Below are 22,181 nucleotides of genomic sequence, written 5' to 3'. Positions count from 1 at the left end.
CCGGGCGGGCGGCGGCTTCGTAGGGTGGGGCCTTCGTGCCCGGACGACGTGAGGACGCAGGAATGAGCACCCAGCACACCTACCGGGTGATCGTGCGCGGCAGGTGGGACGCGCTGTCGCAGGACAGCCGGACCCGGCTCCTCGCGGAGGTGGACGACCACGGCCTGTCGGCGCTGCGCTTCACGGAGGAGGGCGCCCTCGCGTACGACCGGGCGCTGCAGCACTTCTCGTACCGCGTCGTGGTCCGCTCGGACGCGGAGGACGGCGAGGAGATGGCCGCGGCCCTCGCGGAGGACCGGGTGGAAGGCGCGCTGCGCGCACTGGGTCACGGCTACCGGGACCTGAGGTCCACGGTGACGGACCTCGACACCATGAAGATCAATCGCAAGCGGTGATCGCCCAGCGTTCGTGGTCGCGCCAGGCGCCGTCGATGAAGAGCATCGCGGGCGAGTAGCCCTCGAGCCGGAATCCGGACCGCATGACGAGGGCGCGGGACGCCGCGTTCCCCGGCTGGATGTTCGCCTCGAGCCGGTGCAGCTCCAGCGGGCCGAAGGCGTGCCGGACCACCAGTCCGAGCCCCTCGCCGAGCAGTCCGCGCCCGGCCGCGTGGGCGAAGGCGCCGTAGCCGAGGGCGCCGTTGCGGAAGGCGCCGCGGACGATGTTGTTGATGTTCACGAAGCCGGCGATCCGCCCCGCCGCGGCGCGTTCGCAGACCAGCAGGCCGAGCCGCGCGGGGTCCTCGTCGAGGGTGCGCCGGTACGTCGCGTACGCCTCGGCCGTCTCCGGCGGGAACAGCCAGGGCCGGTGCAGGGCGCGGCTGTCGCGGGCCGCCGCGGTGAACTCCTCGGCGTCGGATGCGGAGTAGGGGCGCAGGGCGACCCGCTCCCCGACGACGGTGTACGACTCATGATCATCGGCCATGGGCTCAGACTAGGCGGGCGGAGCGCTCAGCGGCGGGACTCCAGGACCCGGGAGGGGCACCGTTCGGTCCGCTTCACGACGCCGAGGGTGACGCTGCCGCCCGTGCCGCCGCTCGCGCCGGGCAGGGGGTACTGGGTGCAGACCGTCCAGCGCGGGGGCCACAGGACGCGCCGGTCGCCGCCGCTCGCGTCGTGGACGTGCACACGGGTGCGGTGGTCGAGGGCGGCGAAGGCACGCAGCAGGCTGCGCCCGGTGAGGTCCGGCATGGGCTGCGGCGGGGTCCGTGTCCCGGCCTCGTCGTCCTCGTCCGTCTGCTCGGCCGTCCCGGCCACGACCACCGCGAGGGCGACGACCGTGATCGCGCAGACCGCTGCCACGCGCCTCACCGGCGCCGCCTCCGGGTCGCGCCGTACCAGCCGCAGACGGCCCCGATCAGCGCGGTGCCGAGCAGCGCGAGGTACAGCGGCATGGTGACCAGCGGGATCAGCAGGCGGATCTCCACCCGGGTGGTGTTCTCGAAGATGAGGATCAGCGTGAGGACGATGAGGACCGCGATCGCGATCCGGCCCGAGGTGACGCCGCCGCTGCGTCCCGCGTCCGATGTCTCCTTGGGACCCATGGGCCGCCCTCTCGTCCGTCCTGCACCACTGCCCCCGTGTGTTCAGACCAGGATGCGCGGATCCGGTCCGTACGGGGGCGGTGGGCGGAGCCGTACGGGTGATGCCCGGCGGGCCCGGCCGGGGCGTGCGGGCCCGTCAGTGGTGGACGAGCACCCGCTGCGGCTCCTCGGCCGGGGCCTCGGCCGGGTCGGGCCGCTTGATCAGGAAGGCGGTGACGACACCGACGCCGAGCAGCGCCAGGGCCGTGTACATGGCGTTCTGGTAGCCGGCCGTGGTGGGGCCGCCCGCGTCGCTGCCCGCGGTGATCATCGCGGAGGCGAGGGCGATGCCGAGGGAGGCACCGATGCCGAAGCAGGCACCGTTCAGACCGGAGAGCGAGCCCGGCTTGTCCTTCGGGGCGCTGGTGACGGCGAGGCCGTTGAGGCCGGTGAGCATGAAGCCGCCGTACGTGACGCCGAGCGCGGCCAGCGCGGCGATCAGGATCCACTCGTGCTGCAGGAAGAGGGTGGCGACGAGGAAGAGCGCGAAGTTGGCGACGGCGCCGGCGACGACGATCCTGCGCCAGCCGATCCGCGGGCCGATCCGGCCGGTCAGCGGGGCGGAGATCACTCCGATGAGCTGGATCGGGGTGAGGAAGAGGACGGCGGCGGTGACCGCCGACAGGCCGAGGCCGACCCGGGCGTCCTGCGAGAAGAGCGGGATGGTCAGGGCGACCGCGCCGAACGCGCCGCCGAGGGTGCAGACGGTGGTGAGCAGCAGCGGCCAGGCGCGGCGGGAGGCGAGCACCGCGATGTCGATGACCGGGTCCGCGGCGCTCTTCTGGGAGACCACGAAGAAGACCAGCGAGGCGACGCCGCCGAGCAGGAAGCCGAGGGTGAGCGCGGAGGTCCAGCCCCAGGCGGCGCCCTGGGCGAGGCCGACGAGGACGCCGGTGAGGCCGAGCGCGAGGGCGGTGATGCCGCGGGCGTCGAAGCGGCCGCCGGCGGTGGCCGGCCGGGTGTCCGGGACGTGCTTGCGGACGAGGAGCAGGCCCGCGATGGCGATCACGGTGGAGCAGACGAAGATCCCTCGGAAGCCGATGGTGTCGGCGATCTGGCCGCCGGCGATGGCGTCGATGCCGGCGAGGCCGCCGTTGACGGCGGTGATGATGCCCGCGGCCTTGCCGAAGCCGGCCGGGGTGAGCAGCTGGTTCAGGGTGAGGAAGGCCAGGGTGAACATCGCCGCGGAGACGCCCTGGAGGACGCGGCCCGCGATGAAGACCTCGATGTTCGGCGCGAAGACGCAGAGCAGGTTGCCGAGGATCAGCACGCCCGCGCAGAGCAGCATCATCGGCTTGCGGCCGCGCAGGTCGCCGAGCCGGGCGAGGGTGACCTGACCGATCGCCGCCATCAGGAAGAACAGCGTCTGCGAGAGGCCCGCGGCGGCGGGACTCGTCTCGAGGCGCTCGATGACGTCCGGCAGGGCGGGGCTCAGCATCGTGGCGTTGATCTGGTAGCCGAGCACGGCGAGAACCAGCGCCAGGAGCAGCGGCCCGCGGCCCGCGAGATCGGATCGGGTGGACATGTCGGGCCCCTTTGCCTCGTCCGTTTCGAGCTTGTCAGACAAGCGATGCGGAGACAGGTTCGGTTCTACGCGCGTAAAACGTCAAGTCACCCTGGTCTGTGAGATGTGCCAGACATTGCCCGGCGGCCGCTCGTGGGATTAGCTTGCCGACAAGTGGGAGGAGCAGGGCCTGTGGCAGTCAGCGGAAGCGGAAGCGTCAACGGATCCGGCAGCGGGGGCGGCAACGCCGGCGGCCGGCGCATGCGGCCGGTCGTGGTGCTGTACGAGCGCATCGCCGACGCCCTGCACGACGGCACCTACCCGCCCGGTTCCACCCTCCCCTCCGAGCCCCGGCTCGCCGCCGAGCTGGGCGTCAGCCGCCCCGCGCTGCGCGAGGCGCTGCTGCTGCTCCAGGAGGACGGGCTGCTCACGGTGCGCCGCGGGGTCGGCCGGACGGTCAACGACCGGCCGCCGCGGCGCGGCTTCGAGCACGTCCAGCCGCTGGAGGAGCTGATCGGCGCGGGCGGACCGCTGCGCGTCCGGGCCCTGCTGCGGGCGGTCGAGGAACCGACCGACTTCACCACCCAGCACCTGCTGGCCCCGGCCCGCGCGGAGCTGCGGTTCTGGGAATCGCTGCTGACCGGCGAGGGCATCGCGGCGGCGCTCAGCCAGGAGTGGGCGGCCGCCGACGACGTACTGGACCGGGCGCACCCCGCGTTCGCCGAGGCGCTGCGCACCGCGGCCGCGCCGGAGCGCACCTCGATGCTCGCCGTCCTGACCGCCGCCTCCCGCGACGTGCGGCTCAGCGCGCACAGCAGCGTCACGGCGACGCTGCTCGGGCAGCGCCGGGGCGAGCAGCTGGCGCGGCCGGCCGACACCCCGGCGGTGCTGGTCACACAGGTGGTCCGGGTGGACGACGTGCCGATCCTGGCGGCCAAGCACATGCTGCCCACGGGCGCCCCGGCGCTGCCCCTCCTCCAGTCGAACTGAGGCCGCGCCCCGGCTGCGGGGCCTCTGTCCCGGCTGCGTAGCCCACCCTGTCGTCACCGTCACAGCGCTCCCTCCCCCGTTGCCGTACACTTCCGCGCCATGCACTTGTCTGACAACTCCGTCGCCGCCTCCGCCCCCGTGGCCGAGTGGATCCGCCGCGCCCCCAAGGCCGTGCTGCACGACCACCTGGACGGCGGGCTGCGCGCCGCCACCATCGTCGAACTGGCCCGGGCCTGCGGCTACACCGCGCTGCCCACCGAGGACCCGGCCGAGCTCGCGGTCTGGTTCCGGGACGCCGCCGACTCCGGTTCCCTGGAGCGGTACCTGGAGACCTTCGCGCACACCTGCGCGGTGATGCAGACCCGCGAGGCGCTGGAGCGGATCGCGGCCGAGTGCGCCGAGGACCTGGCGGCCGACGGTGTCGTGTACGCGGAGATCCGGTACGCCCCCGAGCAGCACCTGGAGGGCGGGCTGACCCTCGACGAGGTCGTGGAGGCCGTGAACGCGGGCTTCCGCGAGGGCGAGCGTCGCGCGGGCGGGCGGATCACCGTCCGCGCCCTGCTCACCGGCATGCGGCACACCGACCGCTCTCTGGAGATCGCGCAGCTCACCGTGGCGCACCGGGACAAGGGCGTGGCCGGCTTCGACATCGCCGGCGGCGAGATCGGCAACCCGCCTGCCCGCCACCTGCCCGCCTTCCAGCACCTGAAGCGGGAGAACTGCCACTACACGATCCACGCGGGCGAGGCCGTCGGCGCCGAGTCGGTGCACGAGGCCGTGCAGGTCTGCGGCGCCGAGCGGATAGGCCACGGGGTGCGGATCACGGACGACATCGCCGAGGACGGCACGCTGGGCCGCCTGGCCGCGTACGTCCGCGACAACCGGATCGCCCTGGAGGTCTGCCCGACCTCCAACCTGCAGACGGGCGCGGCGAAGGACTACGCCTCGCACCCGATCGACGAACTGCGCCGGCTCGGCTTCCGGATCACCCTCAACACGGACAACCGGCTGGTCTCCGGCACCACCATGAGCGAGGAGTTCCAGCACATGGCGAACGCCTTCGGCTACGGCGCGGAGGTCTTCGAGGAGTTCACCGTCGCCGCGCTCGAGGCCGCCTTCCTGCCGCTGCCGGAGCGGCAGCGGCTGATCGACGAGGTCGTCCGCCCGGGGTACGCGGCGCTCCAGGGCCGTCCGGCCAGGCCCTAGCCCACCCTGCCCCGGACGAGGGGCAGTTCCAGCGTCCCCGTGTCCTCGGGGGCGCTGGTGACGGTGACCGGCTTGACGCCGCGGTTGCCGAAGTACGCCGTGTCGCTCGCCGCGATCACGAACCGCAGCCGGTGGCCGGTCTCGTAGCGGTGCACGATGCCGGGCAGTTCGACCGTGAACGGCCGGGTGACGTCCGGTACGCGTACGGGCGCGACCAGCCGGTTGACCAGGGTCTTCGTGCCGTCGGGGGCCACGTCGTAGACCTTGGCGAAGAGGACCAGTTTGTCGGCGGCGTCGCCGGAGTGCTGGACCCGCTCGGTCTTCGGCGAGATCACCTTCAGGGTGGCCTTCGGCGCGCCCACGAGGTCGACGGGCGCGGTGAGCGGGGCGCTCGTCCAGTCGAGGTACGTGCCCCGGATGTCGTACGGCTTCGGGTCGGGCAGTCCGATCATCCCGGCGAGCGACGACTCCGAATGGCTCGTCGGCACCAGCCAGTTGGCGTACTGACGGGAGCCGCGGGCGACCTTGGCGCGGTTGTCGACGAGCTTGCCGTCGCCGGAGAGGTACAGCTTCTGGCTGAGCGCGGGGACGGAGGGGGCGGTGCCGTACCCGCTCGTCCAGTCCCGGTAGTACGCGAACGTGGGCCCCGTGTCGACGCTCTGACGCTTCTTCAGGTATCGGTCGAACCAGGTGAGGATGCGCTTCCCGACGTAACTGGTCTCCAGATTGCCCTGGCCCAGGTTGAGTTCGCCCGAGGCCGGGTCGGTGAGGCCGCCGCTGTGGCCCCAGGACTGATAGATCAGCTTGGCCGGGACGCCCTGCCGGCGCAGCTGCCGGTAGGTGTCGCGGGCCTCGTTCAGGTTGAACAGGCTGTCGGACTGGCCCTGGACGACCAGGGTCGGCGCCTTGACGCGGTGCAGGTACGAGACGGGCGACACGCTGCGCGCGAACGCGAGCATGTCGCGGGACTCGGCCTCGGGGTAGCGGCCGGAGTTCAGCAGACGGACGGTGTCGCAGGCGTCGCTGACGAAGTGCAGACAGCCGAGGGAGTTGATCCGGGACGGGTCGAGGGAGGGCGAAAGCAGCGGCTGGCCCTCTCCGATCAGGTAGAAGCCGTTCGCCCACTGCCATTTGAAGACGCCGGGGGTGGTCCGGTCGGCGCTGTTGGGCGCGAGCGAATAGGCCAGGTCGTTCCAGGTGATGAGCGGGACGAGGGCGTCGAGCCGGGGGTCGACGGAGGCGGTGGCGAGCTGGATCGCGCCGCCGTACGAGCCGCCGATCATGCCGACCCGGGGGTCGCCCGTGCCGTCGCGGAGCACGTAGTCGACGCGGGTGCCGTCGTCGGCGGCGCCGGTGCCCCCGAGGAAGTCGAGGAGCCGGGCGGCGGCCCGGCCGTCGATCCGCGGGTCGTCGAGCGAGACCAGGCAGCCCGACTTGCCGAAGCCGAGGCCGGAGTAGACGAGGGCGACGTAGCCGCGCGCCGCGAAGGCCTTGCCCGCCGCGGCGGTCGAGCCGTCGGACTTGCTGCCGCCGAAGCCGTTGGTGGTGAGGACGGCGGGGGCGGGGTGCGCGGCGTCCGCGCCGGCGGGCCGGTACAGGTCGGCGTCGACGGCGCAGGTCCGGTCACCGGCGCGGACGGTGAAGGTCAGGGGCGTGACGGTGTACGAGCCGTCTTCGGCCGCCGCTGCCGGCGCGGCGAGCGCGAGCGGGCCGGCCAGCGCGGCTGCGGCGGCGAGCGCGAGGGCTCTGCGAGTGCGGGGCACGGTACGGGACACGGGTACCTCCATGCGGACGACACGGATCACTCGCCGGCCGACGTACCGACCGGTAGGGCAGCGGGCGGCCTCATGGTGTGACACGTGTCAGGGCAGCGTCAACGCGTCGGACAGTGGGAGTTGACGGAGATTCAGTGAAGGCGAGGGCGCCGGGGTCCAGGTGTGCCGGACCTCCCACCGGCGACGGTCCGGACCGACGCGCGGCGCGTCGGCAGCCGTGTCCGGCCGTCGAAGGGCAGCGCTTAAGCCGCCGTACACCGGCCGCGGGCGAAGTGGAGACGTCCACCGGCCGCACGGGGCGCGGCCCCCGCCGTCAGTCCAGCGCCGGGGCGTCCAGCGTCAGCGTGCACGTGTCCGCGTCGAAGGCAGCCGCGGCGCCCAGCGGGATCGTCAGCGTGCTCGGGCAGTGCCCGAAGCCGTACTCCTCGACCACCGGGACGCCGAGCCCCGCGAGGCGGTCCTCGAAGAGGGCGTGGAGTTCGCCGTACGGGCCGCACTCCTCCCACGAGCCGAGCAGGATCCCGGTCACGCCCTCCAGCAGTCCCGCGCGCAGGAGTTGGGTGAGCATGCGGTCGAGACGGTACGGCTCCTCCCCCACGTCCTCCAGGAGCAGCAGGCCGCCGCGGCCGGTGGGCCGGTCGTCCGGCGTGCCGAGACCCGCGGCGAGCAGGCAGGCGCAGCCGCCGAAGGTGACACCGCGGGCCCGGCCGGGGACGAGGGTGCGGGCGGTCTTGAGGGCGGGCACGGTGCGGACCGACTCGGGCTCCAGGAGCGTGGCGCGCAGGTGCTCCTGGGTGGGCGCGTCGTCGAGGAAGGTCGCCGCCGCGACCATCGGCCCGTGCAGGGTGGCGAGTCCGGCGCGCAGCGCGAACGCCTCGTGCAGCGCGGTGACGTCGCTGTACCCGACGAAGACCTTCGGGCCGGCCGCGCGGATCGCCGTCCAGTCGAGGAGGTCCACCATGCGCTGCACCCCGTAGCCGCCGCGCCCGCAGAGCACCGCGGCGACCGACGGGTCGCACCAGGCGTCCTGGAGGTCCCGGGCGCGCGCCCGGTCCGTGCCGGCGAGGTAGTCGTGGCGGGGATGGGCGTCCAGGACGTGCGGGGCGACGACCGGCTCCAGGCCCCAGCCGCGCAGGATCGCCAGGCCGCGCGCGAGCCGCTCCTCGGGGATCGGACCGCTGGGCGCGACGACGGCGACCCGGTCACCGGAGCGCAGCCGCCGGGGCCGGGTCAGCGGGACGAGCGGCGGGGCGGCACTCACGGCTTCAGCTCCAGTCGCGGCACGTCCGGCCGCTCGACCCCGAAGACCTGGGCGTACAGGGAGAGTTCGGCCTCCAGGGCCCGCACCATGGTGTCCGCCCGGCGGAAGCCGTGCCCCTCCCCCGGGAACGCGAGGTACGCGTGCGGGACGCCCCGCCCGGCGATCCGGGCGAGGAAGCGCTCGCTCTGCGCGGGCGGGCAGATCACGTCGTCGAGGCCCTGCAGCAGCACGAACGGCGCCCGGATCCGGTTCACCCCGGACGCCGGTGAGCGTTCCCGGTAACGCGCCGGCACCTCGTCGTACGGGCCGATGAGCGTGTCCAGGTAGCGGGACTCGAAGTCGTGGGTGCCGCCGCCGGCCCAGCCCTCCAGGTCGATGACCGGGTACACGATCGTCCCGCAGGCGTACACGTCCGTGGCGACCAGGGACGCCGCGGTCGTCCAGCCGCCCGCGCTGCCGCCGCGGATGGCGAGCCGCGCCGGATCGGCGGTGCCCTCGGCGGCCAGCGCCTCGGCCACGGCGGCGCAGTCCTCGACGTCGACCACGCCCCACTGCTCGCGCAGCCGGTTGCGGTACGCGCGGCCGTACCCGGTGGAGCCGCCGTAGTTGACCACGGCGACGCCGATGCCGCGCGAGGTGAAGTACGCGATGTCCAGGTTGAGCACGAGCGGCACGTGCCCGGTGGGGCCGCCGTGCGCCCAGATCACGAACGGCGGCAGTTCGTCGCCGGGCGCCACCCGGTCGGGGTTGTGCGGCGGGTGGACGTGGGCGTGGATCTCCCGGTTGTCGGGGCCGGTGAAGGTGCGGATCTGCGGCTCGGGGTAGTACACCGGGTCGACCGGGTCGTCGTGCGCCCGGCCGACCACACGGGTCCGGCCGGTGCGGGTGTCCAGTTCCACGATCTCGTACGCGCTGCGCGGGCTGGCCGCGACGCCGACGACGCGGGTGCCGTGCACGGCGATGTACGCGTCCCATTCGGTCCACGGCCCGGCGGCGTCGACGAGTTCGCCGGACTCGGGGTCGAGGATGCCGAGCGCGGTGGCGCCCTTGCCGTGGACGGCGGCGATCAGCCCGTCGGCCAGCGGGCGGAACCAGCTGAGGCCGATCCGCCACAGCGGGCCGCCGAACTCCTCCTCACGGGGGCAGAGCGCCACCGGCGGCTCGTCCGGGCGGGCGGGGTCATAGCGGTGCAGGTTCCACCAGCCGCTGCGGTCGCCGACGTACAACAGGCGTCCGTCCGGGGCCCATTCGACCTGCGGGATCGACTCCTCGGGCCCGCCGAGGACGGTGCGCACGTCGTGGAAGGCGCCGTCCTCGCCGACGTCGGCAAGCAGCACCTCCGTGCCGTCCCAGGGCATCCGCGGATGGTCCCAGCCGATCCAGGCGGCACGGCGGCCGTCCGGGGAGAGCCGGGGTCCGGTGACGAACCGGTGCCGTTCGGCGGCGAGTTCGAGTACGGCGCCGCGGTCGTCGGCGGCCGAGCCGTCCAGGGGGACGGCGACGAGGACGCGGCGCACGTCGCCGGGCCCCTCGCCGGTGAACTCCTCCAGGACGCACCAGACTTCGCCACGGTCGAGGTGGATCACCGGGTCCGCCCAGCGCCGTCCGCCGCCGAGGCCGGAGACCGGGGTGAGCGGGCGCGGCGGGGCGTCGCCGTCCGGCTCGTGGGCGTACAGGCGCTGGTCGGGGAAGTGGCTGAAGACGATCAGCGGACCGCCGGCGGGGCGCACGGCGCCGGCCCAGGGCCGGCCGCCGTACTCGATGACCCGGCTGCGCACGTTCCACGGCTCCGGCAGCACGGACTCCTCCGTGCCGTCCGTCCGGCGCCGCACGAGCGTCCGGCGGCCGCCCTCCGCGGGGCGGGGAGCGGTCCACCACAGTTCGTCGCCGACCGCGTCCAGGTACTCGGGCCGGCCGTCGTGCGCGGCGGTGAGACGGGCGTCGATCGGGGACGGCCAGGTGCCGTAGGCCGCCGTGGGTACCATCGCAACTCCCCTGTGCGTTCGGTGCGTCACTGACTGCCCGGGGTCCGCGTCAGGCGGACCGCAGATACCGGTCGAGCACCCGGACACCGAAGTGCAGGGCCTCCACCGGCACCCGCTCGTCGACCCCGTGGAACATCGCCCCGTAGTCGAGGTCGACGGGCAGCTTCAGAGGGGAGAAACCGTAGCCGGTGATGCCCAGTCGGGAGAACTGCTTGGCGTCGGTGCCGCCGGCCATGCTGAACGGGAGGACGTGTCCGTCCGGGTCGAAGTGCTCCAGCGCGGCACGCATCCTGGCGTACGTCGGGGAGTCGACCGGGGCTTCGAGCGAGGGCTCGCGGTGGTGGAAGTCCCAGTCGACGTGCGGCCCGGTGAGTTCGTCCATGGTGGCGGCGAACTCCTCCTCGCCGCCGGGCACGGTGCGTCCGTCGACGCGGGCGGTGGCACTGCCGGGGATGACGTTCACCTTGTAACCGGCGCTGAGCATGGTGGGGTTGGCACTGTTGCGCAGGATGGGGGCGACGAGGGCGGCGGCGCGTCCCAGCTTGTCGAGCAGCGGCAGGGGGTCGAAGCCGGGGGCGTGGACGTCGACGTCGAGCCCGTACACGGCGGCGAGTTCGGCGAGGCAGGCGCGGGTCGTGGCGGTGAGCCGGACCGGCCAGTGGTGCTCGCCGATGCGGGCGACGGCCTTGGCGAGGTGGGTGACCGCGTTCTCGTCGTTGATCTTCGAGCCGTGTCCGGCGCGGCCGCGGGCCGTCAACTCCAGCCAGGCGGTACCGCGTTCGCCGGCGCCGATGGGGTAGAGGGTGATGCCGGGCTCGGGGTGGAAGGAGAAGGCGCCGGACTCGCTGATGCCCTCCGTGCAGCCCTCGAACAGTTCGGCGTGCCGGTCGGCGAGGAAGGCGGAGCCGTCGGCGGCGCTGTCCTCCTCGTCGGCGGTGTAGGCGAGGACGATGTCGCGGCGGGGGCGTACGCCCTGGCGGGCCCAGGAGCGGACGACGGAGAGCACCATCGCGTCCATGTTCTTCATGTCGACCGCGCCGCGGCCCCAGACGACGCCGTCGCGAACCTCGCCGGAGAAGGGGTGCACGGTCCAGTCGGCGGCTTCGGCGGGCACGACGTCGAGATGACCGTGGACGAGCAGGGCGGGGGCGGAGGGGTCGGTGCCGGGGATGCGGGCGACGACGTTGCCGCGCCCCGGGGTGCGTTCCAGCAGGACGGGGTCGAGCCCGGCGTCGGTGAGCCGCTCGGCGACGTACTCGGCGGCGGGCCGCTCGCGGCAGTCGCCGCCGCCGCGGTTGGTGGTGTCGATCCGGATCAGCTCGGACGTGAACGCCACGACCTCGTCGAGCGCGACGGCGTCGACCGACTGCGGGTCCTGCTGCTCACCCATACTGCTCCTCCACTGCTGCGGAGACGATCGTGGTGACCGCCTTGAACGTGCGAATGCCCTCGTACATGGTCGCGCTGGTGTACGCGACACGGCGCTCGCCGGAACGCGCCACGCCGGGAACCACCGTCGCGGCGGCGGCCAGATGCTCGGCGTCGAACTCGACCTCGACGGTGTGCGGCCCCCGGGCGAGCGGCTCGTGGCGCACGGCCAGGCCCGCGGCGGCGGTGGCGGCGGCCCGGATGGCGGCGGAGGTGCGACTCGGCGTCCGGCAGACGGCGGCGTACCGCGACACATGGTCCTTGACGGCGACCTTGTGCGCCTCGGGCGCATACCCGAGCGCGTCCTCGCAGGTCAGATCGTCCCCGGTGACCAGCACGACGGGCACCCCGTACTCCGCCACGACATGCGCGTTGAGCAGCCCCTCACTGGCCCGGACCCCGTCGAGCCAGACGCCGGTGATGGAGTTGGCGAGATAGGTGTGCGCGAGCACGCCCTCCGCCCCGGCCCCGGTGTGGTACCCCACGAACGCGATCCCGTCCACGTCACCGTGCTGCACGCCCTCGACCATGGACAGCGACTTGTGCCGCCCGGTCAGCATCTCGACCCGCTCGTCCAGCCGCTCCAGGAGCAGGTTCCGCATGCTCCAGTGCGCCTCGTTGACGAGCACCGCGTCGGCCCCGCCCTCGAAGAACCCGAGCGCCGCCGCGTTGACGTCCGACGTGAACATCCCCCGGCACCGCTCCCACTGCGGCGTCCCCGGCAGCACGTCTCCCGGCCAGGTGACCCCGGTGGCGCCCTCCATGTCGGCACTGATCAGGATCTTCATGCCACTTCCGTTCCCCGGCCGTCCCGCCCGGACACCCGCCTGCCGCCGAACGGCATCCTTGTCGACCGGCCCGGCGCCTGTCACCTTCCGAGCAACTCCGCCAACGGCACGCCCGCCCGTTCGGCGGCAGTCCTGTCCGCGCGGAGCTCCGCGCGGCTGCGGGGGCGGGGTTTCGGTTCGCGGGAGCAGCCACAGGTGGTGCGGCCTTCGTAGCGGAGGCCCTCGGCCAGGAGCGCGGCGACCACGGACCAGGCGCGGGTGTCGCGGCGCGGCGGGGCGGCGAAGTCGTGGCCGGCGCAGAGGAGGGGGGCGGAGCAGTTCGGGCAGCTGTGCCGCGTGTCCGGCTCCGGCGGGTGCCGTTTGAAGCTGACGCGGCAGGAGACGCAGGCGTAGTGGAGTTTGTAGGAGGTCATCGCGTAGACGCACACGCCCTCGACCGTAGCCGCCTCGGCAGGGGAATGACACGGGGTTTGCCGGGCGGCGAGCAAGGCCCGATGACTCTCGTGTTCGAGGGGCCGGTGGTCGACGGAGAGCGGGTGCGGCTGGAGCCGCTCGCTGCGCGGCTCGTGCCTGAGGCTCAGTCCTCGTGCCCGAGCTGCACGTCGCGTTCCGTCCGGCCGCCGCTCGCGACCTGCAGGACCGTGGCGATGGGCGGGTAACCCGCCGCGACGACCGTGTACTCGCCGGAGGACAGGTCCACGAAGCGGAACGTGCCGTCCGGCCGGCGGGCCGACGGCGGGGTGAACGACCCGGCGTGAGGGCGCAGTTGGCGCGCCCGTCAGCGGCTTTCCCGCGCCCCGGGGAGCGCACCGGGGGCGCTCCCGGTTCATGAGCGAGAACCGCTCGAACCGGTGAGCGCCGGGCCGTGACGCGAGCCGGAGGGCGAGGGTTACTTCTCGACCTCGGCGGCCAGCTTCTCGAGCACCGCGTCGTAGATCCGGGCGAGGCCCTTGGGCGCGAAGGTCCGCTCGAAGAAGCCGCCGATGCCGCCGGCGCCGTTCCAGACCGTGGTGACGACGGCCTTCGACTTGCCCTCGCCGGCCGGGGTGACGGTCCAGGTGGTGACCATGGACGAGTTGCGGTCCTTCTCGACCAGCTGCCCGTCGGTGGGCTCGGTGACGTCGAGGAGGCAGTCGCGGACGCGCTTGCTGGTGGCCTGGAGCTTCCAGTGGACGAGGCTGCCCTCGCCGTCGCCGCCCTCGCGGACCTCGTACTCGCTGAAGTGCTCGGGGAGCAGCTTCGCACGGGTGTTCCGGTAGTCGGCCAGCGCATCGAACACGGTCTCCGCGTCCGCCGCGATGATCCGTTCCGTCGTGGCCTCGACCTGCGCCATTCCACTTCCTCCAGCTTCCGGGGTGCTCGGGCGGTACGGGGGTACCGGGGGCCATCCCATCACCTGTGCGGCGCCGCGCGAAATCGGGGTTGCAGCGATCAAGGGAACAAGTGTTCTATTCTCGGATCCGGGCCGAGGAAGTGCTACCGAGGAGGCGTCCATGCGTTGGGACCATCTGGGCGAGGAGCCCGCCGCGACCGCCGACCCCGTCCTGTTCGGCACGGACGCGGTCCGCACGCGCACGTTCGACACCCCGGAGTTCCGCGGGATCACGTTTCACGAGGTCCGGGCCAGGTCGATCCTGAACCGCGTGCCGGGCGCCTCCCGGATGCCGTTCGAATGGACGGTCAATCCGTACCGGGGCTGCACGCACGCCTGCGTGTACTGCTTCGCCCGCAAGACCCACAGTTATCTGGACCTCGACACGGGCCTGGGTTTCGACAGCCAGATCGTGGTGAAGGTCAACGCCCCCGAGCTGCTCCGCCGCCAGCTCGCCTCCCGCCGCTGGCAGGGCGCGCACATCGCGATGGGCACCAATGTGGACTGCTACCAGCGCGCCGAGGGCCGCTACCGGCTGATGCCGGGGATCCTCGCGGCGCTGCGCGACCACGCCAACCCGTTCTCGATCCTCACCAAGGGCACGCTGATCCTGCGCGACCTGGACCTGCTGGTGCAGGCCGCCGAGGTGACCGAGGTCGGCATCTCCGTCTCCGTCGGCTTCACGGACCAGGACCTGTGGCGCACGGTCGAGCCCGGCACCCCCTCGCCGCAGCGCCGGCTCGACGTGGTGCGCACGCTGACCGGCCACGGCATCGGCTGCGGTGTCCTGATGGCCCCGGTCGTCCCCTTCCTCGGCGACCGCCCCGAGCAGCTGCGCGAGACGGTCCGCGCGATAGCGGAGGCCGGCGCGACGTCGGTGACCCCGCTCGTGCTGCATCTGCGGCCCGGGGCGCGCGAGTGGTACATGGCCTGGCTGCGCGAGCACCACCCCGGACTGGTGGGGCGGTACGAGCGGATGTACGCGGACGGCGCCTACGCCCCGACCTGGTACCAGCGCCGGATCACGCGTCAGGTGCACGAGCTCGCCGCCGAGTTCGGGATCGGACCGGCGCATCGGGGCGCGGCCCGGCGCATACCCGAGCCGGACGCGCCGGCGCTCGCGGGCCCGACGCAGCTCACCCTGCTCTGATCGCCCTCCTCCTATGGGGTCAACTCTCGCCGGAAGAGGTCCCTCCGTCCGGCCCCCGGGGCACGGACGCCCTATGAACCCACGCGCAGGAGTGCTGTTCGCCGCGGGGGCGCTGCTGGCCGGGACGGTCACCGCCCTGCCCGCGTCCGCGTCGCCGGCACCGCAAACCCCCACGACGACGCCCGCCGACGACCCGACGACCCGCCCCGCCGCCCCGGTGATCTGGAAGAGCTGCGGCTCCACGCGCTACCCCCGCCTGGAGTGCGGCATGCTCAAGGTGCCGCTGGACCACGCCGACCCGAAGAGCCGGACGATCTCGCTCGCGCTCTCCCGCGTGCCGCACACCGCGAAGACGTCCCAGGGCCCGCTCCTGGTCAACCCCGGCGGCCCGGGCGGCAGCGGACTGGGCATGGCAGGTTTCGTGGCCGCCTCGCTGCCGCCGAAGCTGGCCGCGCAGTACGACGTGATCGGCTTCGACCCGCGCGGCGTCGGCCGCAGCGAGCCCGCGCTGAACTGCAGGCCCGGCCACTTCGAGCCGGTGCGCCACGCGTCCGTGCCCCTCGACGCCGCCACCGAGAGCGCCGCGCTGGAGCGGGCCCGGGGCTTCGCGGAGGCGTGCGGCACCAAGTACGGGGCCCTGCTGCGGCACATCGACACGGTGAGCGCGGCGCAGGACCTCGACGCGATCCGCCGGGCGCTCGGCGCGGAGCGGGTCAACTACTTCGGCTACTCGTACGGCACCTACCTCGGCGCGGTCTACGCCAGGCTGTACCCGGAGCGGGTGCGCCGGTTCGTGCTCGACTCGATGGTGGACCCGAAGGGCGTCTGGTACCGGGGCAACCTGGCGCAGGACTTCGCGTTCGACACCCGGCACAAGGCCTTCATGGCCTGGGTGGCCGAGCACGACGCCGCGTACGGACTCGGCACCGACCCGGCGGCCGTGGAGGCCGCCTGGTACCGGATGCGCGACGAGCTGCGCTCCGTGCCGGCGGGGGACAAGGTCGGCCCGGCCGAGCTGGAGGACACCTATCTGCCGGGCGGCTACTACAACGGGTACTGGCCGCAGCTGGCCGAGGCGTTCGCCGCGTACGTCAACGAGAAGGACACCGCGCCGCTGATCGGCGCGTACGAGGACCTGGGGGCGTCCGACGCCTCGGACGACAACGGCTACTCGGTCTACGCGAGCGTGCAGTGCCGGGACGCGGCCTGGCCGCGCGACTGGCGGGTGTGGCGCGCGGACAACTGGCTGGCGCACGCGAAGGCGCCCTTCTCCACCTGGAACAACGCCTGGTACAACGCGCCCTGTGCGTTCTGGCCGGTGGAGCCGCGCACGCCGGTCGACGTGACGAACGCCGAGGTCCCGCCGATGCTGCTGTTCCAGGCGACGGACGACGCGGCCACCCCGTACGAGGGCGGCGTGAGCCTGCACCGCGCGGTGGGCGGCTCCCGGCTGGTGGTCGAGGAGGGCGGCGGGAACCACGCGGTGACGCTGGGCGGGAACACCTGCCTGGACGCGCATCTGGTGCGGTACCTGGAGTCGGGCACGGTGCCGCGGGCGGCGGAGGGCTCCGGCGAGGCGGACGCGGTCTGTCCGGCGCTCCCGGGCCCGCAGCCTGCGCCGGCGAAGAAGGCCGCGAAGTCCCGTGCGGTTCCGGCCCCCGCCCCGGCCACGGGCGGCGCGGCACTGCACCGGCTGCTCGGCCACCGGCACTGAGGATCCGGCCCCGCGGACCCCGGCACCGAGGGCGAACCACCTCGCGCTCAGCCCTCGATCCGCTGCAGCGCCGTCCGTGCCGCCCCGCCGAGCCGCGGGTTCCGGACGGCCTCCATGAGGACCGGCCGGGCGCGCCGGTCCCCCAGCGCGCCCAGGCCCTCGACGCAGGCGACGCCGACCCGCCAGTGCGGGTCGTCGTCCTGCAGCCGCCGCTCCAGGACGGTGATCAGGGCGGGCACGGACTCGGGGGCGCGCAGCGTGGCGAGCAGACGGACCGGCAGCAGCGCGTAGGCGACGCGGAGTTCGTTGGTGGCGAGGGCGGCGGCGGCCCGCGCGGTGCGCGGGTCGCCGAGCCGTGTCAGGGCGTAGGCGGCGGAGACGCAGCGTTCGGGATCGCGGTGGTTGAGGAGCAGCACCAGGGCCTCGAAGGCGCGCGGGTCACCGGCGAGTCCGAGCCGGAAGGAAGCGAGCTCCCGGGCCCAGAGCGGCTGCCCGGGTGCGGTCAGGACGCGCGCGAACTCCCTTTCGTCCCCGGTCGTGACGAGTTCCTCGAAATCCGCGCGGACGCCTTCCGGCTCCTCCTGGATCTCCTCCCGCAATCGATCGATCATCGATAGGAATTCGGGATCCCGAGCGATATCCATGGCGTTCAGCGTATCCGCGATCCAGATCACATTTTCCGGACTCATCAGGGCTGGCGCGCTCGTTACCCGGCAGTTAATCTCAAGTGAGCGGGCCACCCCCCGCACCTCCCACCACGGCCTGGTGACGCAGCCGTTGTGGGTTCGAGTTTGTCGGTTCGGCAGTTTTCGGCGTGACTCCGGGACAGGGTCCGTCGCTCTTTTCACACGCGTTCCCCGCGCATCTCGCATCTCTTCCCGCGACCGCGCCCCGTGTGTTCCCGAGCGTTCGTGCGCTCCGTATTCGCCGCCCTCAGTCGTCACTCTTCACTTCCTGGAGTCCCCGGATGGACACCCCTCTCTCCACCATCGCCGTCGTCGGCCTCGGCACCATGGGCACCGGCATCGCCGACGTGCTCGCCCGGGCCGGCCGCGAGGTCATCGGCATCGACATCAGCGAGGCCGCCGCCACCCGCGCCACCGCCGCCCTCGAGGCCTCCACCGCCCGCGCCGTGAGCCGTGAGCGCATCACGGAGGAGGAGCGGCAGGACGTCCTGGCCCGCTTCCGTACCTTCACCGATCTGCAGGCCGCCGCCGAGGCCGACCTCGTCATCGAGGTCGTGCCCGAGTCGTACGAGGCCAAGCAGGAGGTGTTCCGGGCGCTGGACGCGATCGTCCGCCCGGACACGATCATCGCCACCGGCACCAACGCGCTGTCCGTCACGCGGCTGGCCGCCGACTCGGCGCGTCCCGAGCGGGTCCTGGGCCTGCACTTCTTCACCCCGGTCCAGGCCATGAAGCTGGTCGAGGTGGTCTCCTCGGTGCTCACCGCCCCGACCGCCGTCGAGGCCGTCACCTCGCTCGCCCTGGACCTCGGCAAGGAGCCCGTGGCGGTCGGCGACCGCTCCGGCTTCGTCGCCGACGGTCTGCTCTTCGGCTACCTCAACCAGGCCGCGGCGATGTACGAGGCCAAGTACGCCTCCCGCGAGGACATCGACGCCGCCATGCGGCTGGGCTGCGGCCTCCCGATGGGCCCGCTCGCGGTCCTCGACCTGATCGGCATCGACACCGCCCGTACGGTGCTCGAGGCGATGTACTCCGAGTCCCAGGACCGGCTGCACGCCCCCGCGCCGATCCTGAAGCAGCTCAGCGAGGCGGGTCTGACCGGCCGCAAGTCGGGCCGCGGCTTCTACACGTACGAGGCCCCCGGCTCCGCGACCGTGGTCGCCGACGCGCTGACCCCGGCCGCGTCCTCCACCGGCGGCGCCGGCCGTGAGGTCCGCTCCGTCGGCGTCGCCGGCTCGGGCACGATGGCCTCCGGCATCGCCGAGGTCTTCGCCAAGGCCGGTTACGACGTGATCCTCGCCGCCCGTTCCGACGAGAAGGCCGAGGCGGCCAAGGCGTTCATCGCCAAGTCGCTGGGCCGCTCCGTCGACAAGGGCCGGATGACCCCGGAGGCGCGCGACGAGACGCTGGCCCGGATCACCCCGGCCGGTTCGCTGGAGTCCTTCGCGGACGTCGACCTCGCGGTCGAGGCGATCGCCGAGGACCTGCAGATCAAGCAGCAGCTCTTCGCCACGCTCGACAAGATCTGCAAGCCGGGCGCGGTGCTGGCCACCACCACCTCCTCGCTCCCGGTCGTCGCCTGCGCCAGCGCCACCTCGCGCCCGCAGGACGTCATCGGCATGCACTTCTTCAACCCGGCCCCGGCGATGAAGCTGGTGGAGATCGTCCGTACCGCGCTGACCGCGGACGACGTCCACGCGACCGTCCGCGAGGTCACCACGAAGATCAAGAAGCACCCGGTGGACTGCGGCGACCGGGCCGGCTTCATCGTGAACGCGCTGCTGTTCCCGTACCTGAACAACGCGGTCAAGATGGTCGAGGCGCACTACGCCACGATGGACGACATCGACACCGCGATGAAGCTGGGCGCGGGCTACCCGATGGGCCCCTTCGAGCTGCTCGACGTGGTCGGCCTGGACGTCTCGCTCGCCATCGAGCAGGTGCTGCACGGCGAGTTCCGCGACCAGGGCCTGGCCCCGGCGGCGCTCCTGGAGCATCTGGTGGCCGCGGGCTGCCTGGGCCGCAAGACGGGGCGCGGCTTCCGCGAATATGCCCGCCGCTGACCCGTACACGGCGTGGGGCGGGCTGCTCGAGCCCACCGGCGGTCCGCCCCCGCAGGAGCACTCCGCGGCGCCGATGCAGTACGTTCAGGACATGTCCAAGGCCGCCAAGACACCCCGTGCCACCGCCCAGCCCGATGCTCCGGAGAGCGCCGCGGGCAGCCGCGCCGCCGCCCAGCGGCTCAAGATGCGCCGCGAGCTCGCGACCGCGGCCATGGAGCTCTTCGCGACCAAGGGCTACGAGGCGACCACCGTCGACGAGATCGCGGCTGCGGCCGGCGTCGCCCGCCGGACCTTCTTCCGGCACTTCCGTTCCAAGGAAGAGGCGATCTTCCCGGACCACGACGACACCCTGGTGCGGGCGGAGGCGGTGCTGAACGCCGCGCCGCCGCACGAGCACCCGCTGGACACGGTCTGCCGGGGCATCAAGGAAGTCATGAAGATGTACGCGGGGTCCCCGGCGGTCTCCGTGGAGCGCTACCGGCTGACCCGCGAGGTGCCCACCCTGCGCGAGCGGGAGATCGCCTCGGTGGCCCGCTACGAGCGGCTGTTCACCCGGTACCTGCTCGGCCACTTCGACGAGCGCGACCACCACGACGGCAACGACGACCCGCTGCTGGCCGAGGTGGCCGCCTCGGCCGTCGTCACCGCGCACAACCACGTGCTGCGGCGCTGGCTGCGGGCGGGCGGCCAGGGCGACGTGGAGGCGCAGCTGGACCACGCCTTCGCGATCGTGCGGGAGACCTTCGGCTCGGGGATAGGCGCGCGGCCCTCGACGGCCGCCCCGGCGGCTCCGGCGGAGCCGGCGCAGCCCGCAGCGAAGGCGTCCACGGAGGGCGGCGTGCTGGTCGCCGTGGCACGTACCGACGCGCCGCTGGACGAGGTCATGCGGACCATCCGGCAGGCGCTCGCGGACGGCTGAGCCTCCTCGAGACGATCGATCAGAACGACGGCCGCCCCTTCCGGGGCGGCCGTTTTCGCTGGTGAGGGGCCATCCTGATCGATCATCGCTCATGTGTGAATGGCAGATTGCATCTGAGTGAAACTGTTGGCACCCAGTGCCTTGCGCGGTGACACGCCGTGCCATACGTTGAGAGTGTCCGGGCGGCCGGCGCGCAGAGTCCAACCTCGTGCGCCGGCTGTCCCCGCAAGATCGTCTCGCGCGCCCGGACGCCTGCGTCACAGGCACCCTTTGCGCCCCACCACCGCGCAGCCACCGCACCACCCGCCGAACCGACGGCACACCTCCACAGCAGCACCCCTCAACCCTCGCTCCGAGGGGGATCTCCCTCACCGGTCCCCCTCGCACCCGCACCGCCGGAGGCACACCGTGAAGGACATCCTGGACGCGATCCAGTCGTCGAACGCCACGTCCGCCGATTTCGCGAACATCAAGCTGCCCGAGTCCTACCGCGCGGTGACCGTGCACAAGGACGAGCAGGAGATGTTCGCCGGGCTCGCCAGCCGCGACAAGGACCCGCGCAAGTCGCTGCACCTCGACGACGTCCCGCTGCCGGAGCTCGGCCCGGGCGAGGCCCTGGTCGCCGTCATGGCCAGCTCCGTGAACTACAACTCGGTCTGGACCTCGATCTTCGAGCCGGTCTCCACCTTCGGCTTCCTGGAGCGCTACGGCCGCCTGTCCGAGCTCACCAAGCGCCACGACCTGCCGTACCACGTCATCGGCTCCGACCTCGCCGGCGTCGTGCTCCGCACCGGCCCGGGCGTCAACGCCTGGAACCCCGGCGACGAGGTCGTCGCGCACTGCCTGTCCGTCGAACTGGAGTCCTCGGACGGCCACAACGACACGATGCTCGACCCCGAGCAGCGCATCTGGGGCTTCGAGACCAACTTCGGCGGCCTCGCCGAGATCGCGCTCGTCAAGTCCAACCAGCTGATGCCGAAGCCCGACCACCTCAGCTGGGAGGAGGCGGCGGCGCCCGGTCTGGTCAACTCCACCGCGTACCGCCAGCTGGTCTCCCGCAACGGCGCCGGCATGAAGCAGGGCGACAACGTCCTGATCTGGGGCGCCTCCGGCGGCCTCGGCTCGTACGCCACCCAGTTCGCGCTGGCCGGCGGCGCCAACCCGATCTGTGTCGTCTCCTCCCCGGAGAAGGCCGCGATCTGCCGCTCGATGGGCGCGGAGGCGGTCATCGACCGCAACGCCGAGGGCTACAAGTTCTGGAAGGACGAGAACACCCAGGACCCGCGCGAGTGGAAGCGCTTCGGCTCGAAGATCCGTGAGCTGACCGGCGGCGAGGACATCGACATCGTCTTCGAGCACCCGGGCCGCGAGACCTTCGGCGCCTCGGTCTACGTCACCCGCAAGGGCGGCACCATCACCACCTGCGCCTCGACCTCCGGCTACATGCACCAGTACGACAACCGCTACCTGTGGATGTCGCTGAAGCGCATCGTCGGCTCGCACTTCGCCAACTACCGCGAGGCGTGGGAGGCCAACCGCCTGATCGCCAAGGGCAAGATCCACCCGACGCTGTCGAAGGTCTACTCCCTGGAGGAGACCGGCCAGGCCGCGTACGACGTGCACCGCAACCTCCACCAGGGCAAGGTCGGCGTGCTCGCGCTGGCCCCCGAGGAGGGCCTGGGCGTGCGCAACCAGGAGCTGCGCGCGCAGCACATCGACGCGATCAACCGCTTCCGGAACATCTGACGGAACCTCTGAGAG

At 72.8% G+C, this 22,181-nt stretch carries 21 protein-coding genes; 8 read left to right on the top strand and 13 right to left on the bottom strand.

Annotated elements, in window-relative coordinates; translation table 11 throughout:
* Positions 1-62 precede the first annotated feature (62 nt).
* Positions 63-395: a DUF6204 family protein gene (locus ABZO31_RS27385; protein WP_406863960.1), complete on the top strand. Its 333-nt coding sequence runs from the start codon at positions 63-65 to the stop codon at positions 393-395.
* Here ABZO31_RS27385 and ABZO31_RS27380 read toward each other — a convergent pair.
* From ABZO31_RS27380 to ABZO31_RS27365, 4 genes are all read right to left on the bottom strand, one after another.
* Positions 379-921, bottom strand: a complete 543-nt coding sequence (locus ABZO31_RS27380) for a GNAT family N-acetyltransferase (protein WP_406863959.1) — start codon at positions 919-921, stop codon at positions 379-381. The genes ABZO31_RS27385 and ABZO31_RS27380 overlap by 17 nt on opposite strands.
* A 26-nt stretch (positions 922-947) precedes the next feature.
* Entirely contained in the window at positions 948-1,298 is a 351-nt protein-coding gene (locus ABZO31_RS27375) for a hypothetical protein (RefSeq protein ID WP_406863958.1), read from the bottom strand.
* A gap of 5 nt (positions 1,299-1,303) precedes the next feature.
* Positions 1,304-1,540: a lipopolysaccharide assembly protein LapA domain-containing protein gene (locus tag ABZO31_RS27370; RefSeq protein ID WP_406863957.1), complete on the bottom strand. Its 237-nt coding sequence runs from the start codon at positions 1,538-1,540 to the stop codon at positions 1,304-1,306.
* Positions 1,541-1,676: 136 nt separating this feature from the next.
* On the bottom strand, positions 1,677-3,104 hold the full coding sequence (locus ABZO31_RS27365) for an MFS transporter (RefSeq protein ID WP_406863956.1): 1,428 nt from the start codon (positions 3,102-3,104) through the stop codon (positions 1,677-1,679).
* A gap of 240 nt (positions 3,105-3,344) precedes the next feature.
* On the opposite strand from ABZO31_RS27365, the gene ABZO31_RS27360 reads away from it, so the two are divergent.
* Both ABZO31_RS27360 and ABZO31_RS27355 read left to right on the top strand, forming a co-directional pair.
* Entirely contained in the window at positions 3,345-4,073 is a 729-nt protein-coding gene (locus tag ABZO31_RS27360) for a GntR family transcriptional regulator (protein ID WP_406865493.1), read from the top strand.
* A 99-nt stretch (positions 4,074-4,172) separates the two neighbouring features.
* A complete protein-coding gene (locus ABZO31_RS27355) occupies positions 4,173-5,279 on the top strand; it encodes an adenosine deaminase (RefSeq protein ID WP_406863955.1) in 1,107 nt (368 codons plus the stop codon).
* Here ABZO31_RS27355 and ABZO31_RS27350 read toward each other — a convergent pair.
* From ABZO31_RS27350 to ABZO31_RS27315, 8 genes are all read right to left on the bottom strand, one after another.
* Positions 5,276-7,066, bottom strand: coding sequence for a CocE/NonD family hydrolase (locus tag ABZO31_RS27350; RefSeq protein WP_406863954.1), 1,791 nt, complete (start codon positions 7,064-7,066; stop codon positions 5,276-5,278). The two genes, ABZO31_RS27355 and ABZO31_RS27350, sit on opposite strands and share 4 nt — an antisense overlap.
* Positions 7,067-7,367: 301 nt before the next feature.
* Positions 7,368-8,315 carry a S66 peptidase family protein gene (locus ABZO31_RS27345; protein ID WP_406863953.1) on the bottom strand — a complete coding sequence of 316 codons (948 nt, stop codon included), beginning with the start codon at positions 8,313-8,315 and terminating at the stop codon, positions 7,368-7,370.
* Complete coding sequence (locus tag ABZO31_RS27340) at positions 8,312-10,300, bottom strand: prolyl oligopeptidase family serine peptidase (protein WP_406863951.1); 1,989 nt, start codon at positions 10,298-10,300, stop codon at positions 8,312-8,314. The genes ABZO31_RS27345 and ABZO31_RS27340 overlap by 4 nt, the downstream gene beginning before the upstream one ends.
* A gap of 49 nt (positions 10,301-10,349) precedes the next feature.
* Entirely contained in the window at positions 10,350-11,690 is a 1,341-nt protein-coding gene (locus ABZO31_RS27335; RefSeq protein WP_406863950.1) for a M20/M25/M40 family metallo-hydrolase, read from the bottom strand.
* Positions 11,683-12,516, bottom strand: a complete 834-nt coding sequence (locus ABZO31_RS27330) for a M55 family metallopeptidase (protein ID WP_406863949.1) — start codon at positions 12,514-12,516, stop codon at positions 11,683-11,685. Before ABZO31_RS27330 ends, ABZO31_RS27335 begins: the two co-directional genes overlap by 8 nt.
* 80 nt (positions 12,517-12,596) lie before the next feature.
* Positions 12,597-12,944: a hypothetical protein gene (locus tag ABZO31_RS27325; protein ID WP_406863948.1), complete on the bottom strand. Its 348-nt coding sequence runs from the start codon at positions 12,942-12,944 to the stop codon at positions 12,597-12,599.
* 149 nt (positions 12,945-13,093) lie between these two features.
* On the bottom strand, positions 13,094-13,216 hold the full coding sequence (locus tag ABZO31_RS27320) for a hypothetical protein (RefSeq protein ID WP_406863947.1): 123 nt from the start codon (positions 13,214-13,216) through the stop codon (positions 13,094-13,096).
* A 189-nt stretch (positions 13,217-13,405) separates the two neighbouring features.
* Positions 13,406-13,849: an SRPBCC family protein gene (locus ABZO31_RS27315; RefSeq protein ID WP_406863946.1), complete on the bottom strand. Its 444-nt coding sequence runs from the start codon at positions 13,847-13,849 to the stop codon at positions 13,406-13,408.
* A gap of 160 nt (positions 13,850-14,009) precedes the next feature.
* Between ABZO31_RS27315 and ABZO31_RS27310 the strand changes: the two genes are divergently transcribed.
* Complete coding sequence (locus tag ABZO31_RS27310) at positions 14,010-15,038, top strand: Rv2578c family radical SAM protein (RefSeq protein ID WP_406863945.1); 1,029 nt, start codon at positions 14,010-14,012, stop codon at positions 15,036-15,038.
* Positions 15,039-15,111: 73 nt separating this feature from the next.
* Positions 15,112-16,752 (top strand): alpha/beta hydrolase, encoded by a 1,641-nt coding sequence (locus ABZO31_RS27305; protein ID WP_406863944.1) that lies wholly within the window; start codon positions 15,112-15,114, stop codon positions 16,750-16,752.
* Between the two features lie 47 nt (positions 16,753-16,799).
* Here ABZO31_RS27305 and ABZO31_RS27300 read toward each other — a convergent pair whose 3' ends face one another.
* Positions 16,800-17,396: a HEAT repeat domain-containing protein gene (locus ABZO31_RS27300; RefSeq protein ID WP_406865492.1), complete on the bottom strand. Its 597-nt coding sequence runs from the start codon at positions 17,394-17,396 to the stop codon at positions 16,800-16,802.
* A gap of 323 nt (positions 17,397-17,719) precedes the next feature.
* On the opposite strand from ABZO31_RS27300, the gene ABZO31_RS27295 reads away from it, so the two are divergent.
* The 3 genes from ABZO31_RS27295 (at position 17,720) to ccrA (ending at position 22,166) form a co-directional block, all read left to right on the top strand.
* A complete protein-coding gene (locus ABZO31_RS27295; RefSeq protein WP_406863943.1) occupies positions 17,720-19,501 on the top strand; it encodes a 3-hydroxyacyl-CoA dehydrogenase family protein in 1,782 nt (593 codons plus the stop codon).
* A 91-nt stretch (positions 19,502-19,592) separates the two neighbouring features.
* Positions 19,593-20,420, top strand: coding sequence for a TetR family transcriptional regulator (locus ABZO31_RS27290; RefSeq protein ID WP_406865490.1), 828 nt, complete (start codon positions 19,593-19,595; stop codon positions 20,418-20,420).
* A gap of 408 nt (positions 20,421-20,828) precedes the next feature.
* Complete coding sequence (gene ccrA / locus ABZO31_RS27285; protein ID WP_406863942.1) at positions 20,829-22,166, top strand: crotonyl-CoA carboxylase/reductase; 1,338 nt, start codon at positions 20,829-20,831, stop codon at positions 22,164-22,166.
* Positions 22,167-22,181: the final 15 nt, after the last annotated feature.

It is taken from the genome of Streptomyces solicamelliae (genome assembly GCF_045348655.1).
Lineage (GTDB): Bacteria > Actinomycetota > Actinomycetes > Streptomycetales > Streptomycetaceae > Streptomyces > Streptomyces solicamelliae.
This window is presented reverse-complemented; position numbering and strand designations above follow the sequence as displayed.

Excerpts from the sequence above, each read along its gene's own strand:
- ABZO31_RS27385 (WP_406863960.1), top strand. The coding sequence starts at position 63 with ATGAGCACCCAGCACACCTACCGGGTGATCGTGCGCGGCAGGTGGGAC.
- ABZO31_RS27380 (WP_406863959.1), bottom strand. The coding sequence starts at position 921 with ATGGCCGATGATCATGAGTCGTACACCGTCGTCGGGGAGCGGGTCGCC.
- ABZO31_RS27370 (WP_406863957.1), bottom strand. The coding sequence starts at position 1,540 with ATGGGTCCCAAGGAGACATCGGACGCGGGACGCAGCGGCGGCGTCACC.
- ABZO31_RS27365 (WP_406863956.1), bottom strand. The coding sequence starts at position 3,104 with ATGTCCACCCGATCCGATCTCGCGGGCCGCGGGCCGCTGCTCCTGGCG.
- ABZO31_RS27360 (WP_406865493.1), top strand. The coding sequence starts at position 3,345 with ATGCGGCCGGTCGTGGTGCTGTACGAGCGCATCGCCGACGCCCTGCAC.
- ABZO31_RS27355 (WP_406863955.1), top strand. The coding sequence starts at position 4,173 with ATGCACTTGTCTGACAACTCCGTCGCCGCCTCCGCCCCCGTGGCCGAG.
- ABZO31_RS27350 (WP_406863954.1), bottom strand. The coding sequence starts at position 7,066 with ATGGAGGTACCCGTGTCCCGTACCGTGCCCCGCACTCGCAGAGCCCTC.
- ABZO31_RS27340 (WP_406863951.1), bottom strand. The coding sequence starts at position 10,300 with ATGGTACCCACGGCGGCCTACGGCACCTGGCCGTCCCCGATCGACGCC.
- ABZO31_RS27335 (WP_406863950.1), bottom strand. The coding sequence starts at position 11,690 with ATGGGTGAGCAGCAGGACCCGCAGTCGGTCGACGCCGTCGCGCTCGAC.
- ABZO31_RS27330 (WP_406863949.1), bottom strand. The coding sequence starts at position 12,516 with ATGAAGATCCTGATCAGTGCCGACATGGAGGGCGCCACCGGGGTCACC.
- ABZO31_RS27315 (WP_406863946.1), bottom strand. The coding sequence starts at position 13,849 with ATGGCGCAGGTCGAGGCCACGACGGAACGGATCATCGCGGCGGACGCG.
- ABZO31_RS27310 (WP_406863945.1), top strand. The coding sequence starts at position 14,010 with ATGCGTTGGGACCATCTGGGCGAGGAGCCCGCCGCGACCGCCGACCCC.
- ABZO31_RS27305 (WP_406863944.1), top strand. The coding sequence starts at position 15,112 with ATGAACCCACGCGCAGGAGTGCTGTTCGCCGCGGGGGCGCTGCTGGCC.
- ABZO31_RS27300 (WP_406865492.1), bottom strand. The coding sequence starts at position 17,396 with ATGGATATCGCTCGGGATCCCGAATTCCTATCGATGATCGATCGATTG.
- ABZO31_RS27295 (WP_406863943.1), top strand. The coding sequence starts at position 17,720 with ATGGACACCCCTCTCTCCACCATCGCCGTCGTCGGCCTCGGCACCATG.
- ABZO31_RS27290 (WP_406865490.1), top strand. The coding sequence starts at position 19,593 with ATGTCCAAGGCCGCCAAGACACCCCGTGCCACCGCCCAGCCCGATGCT.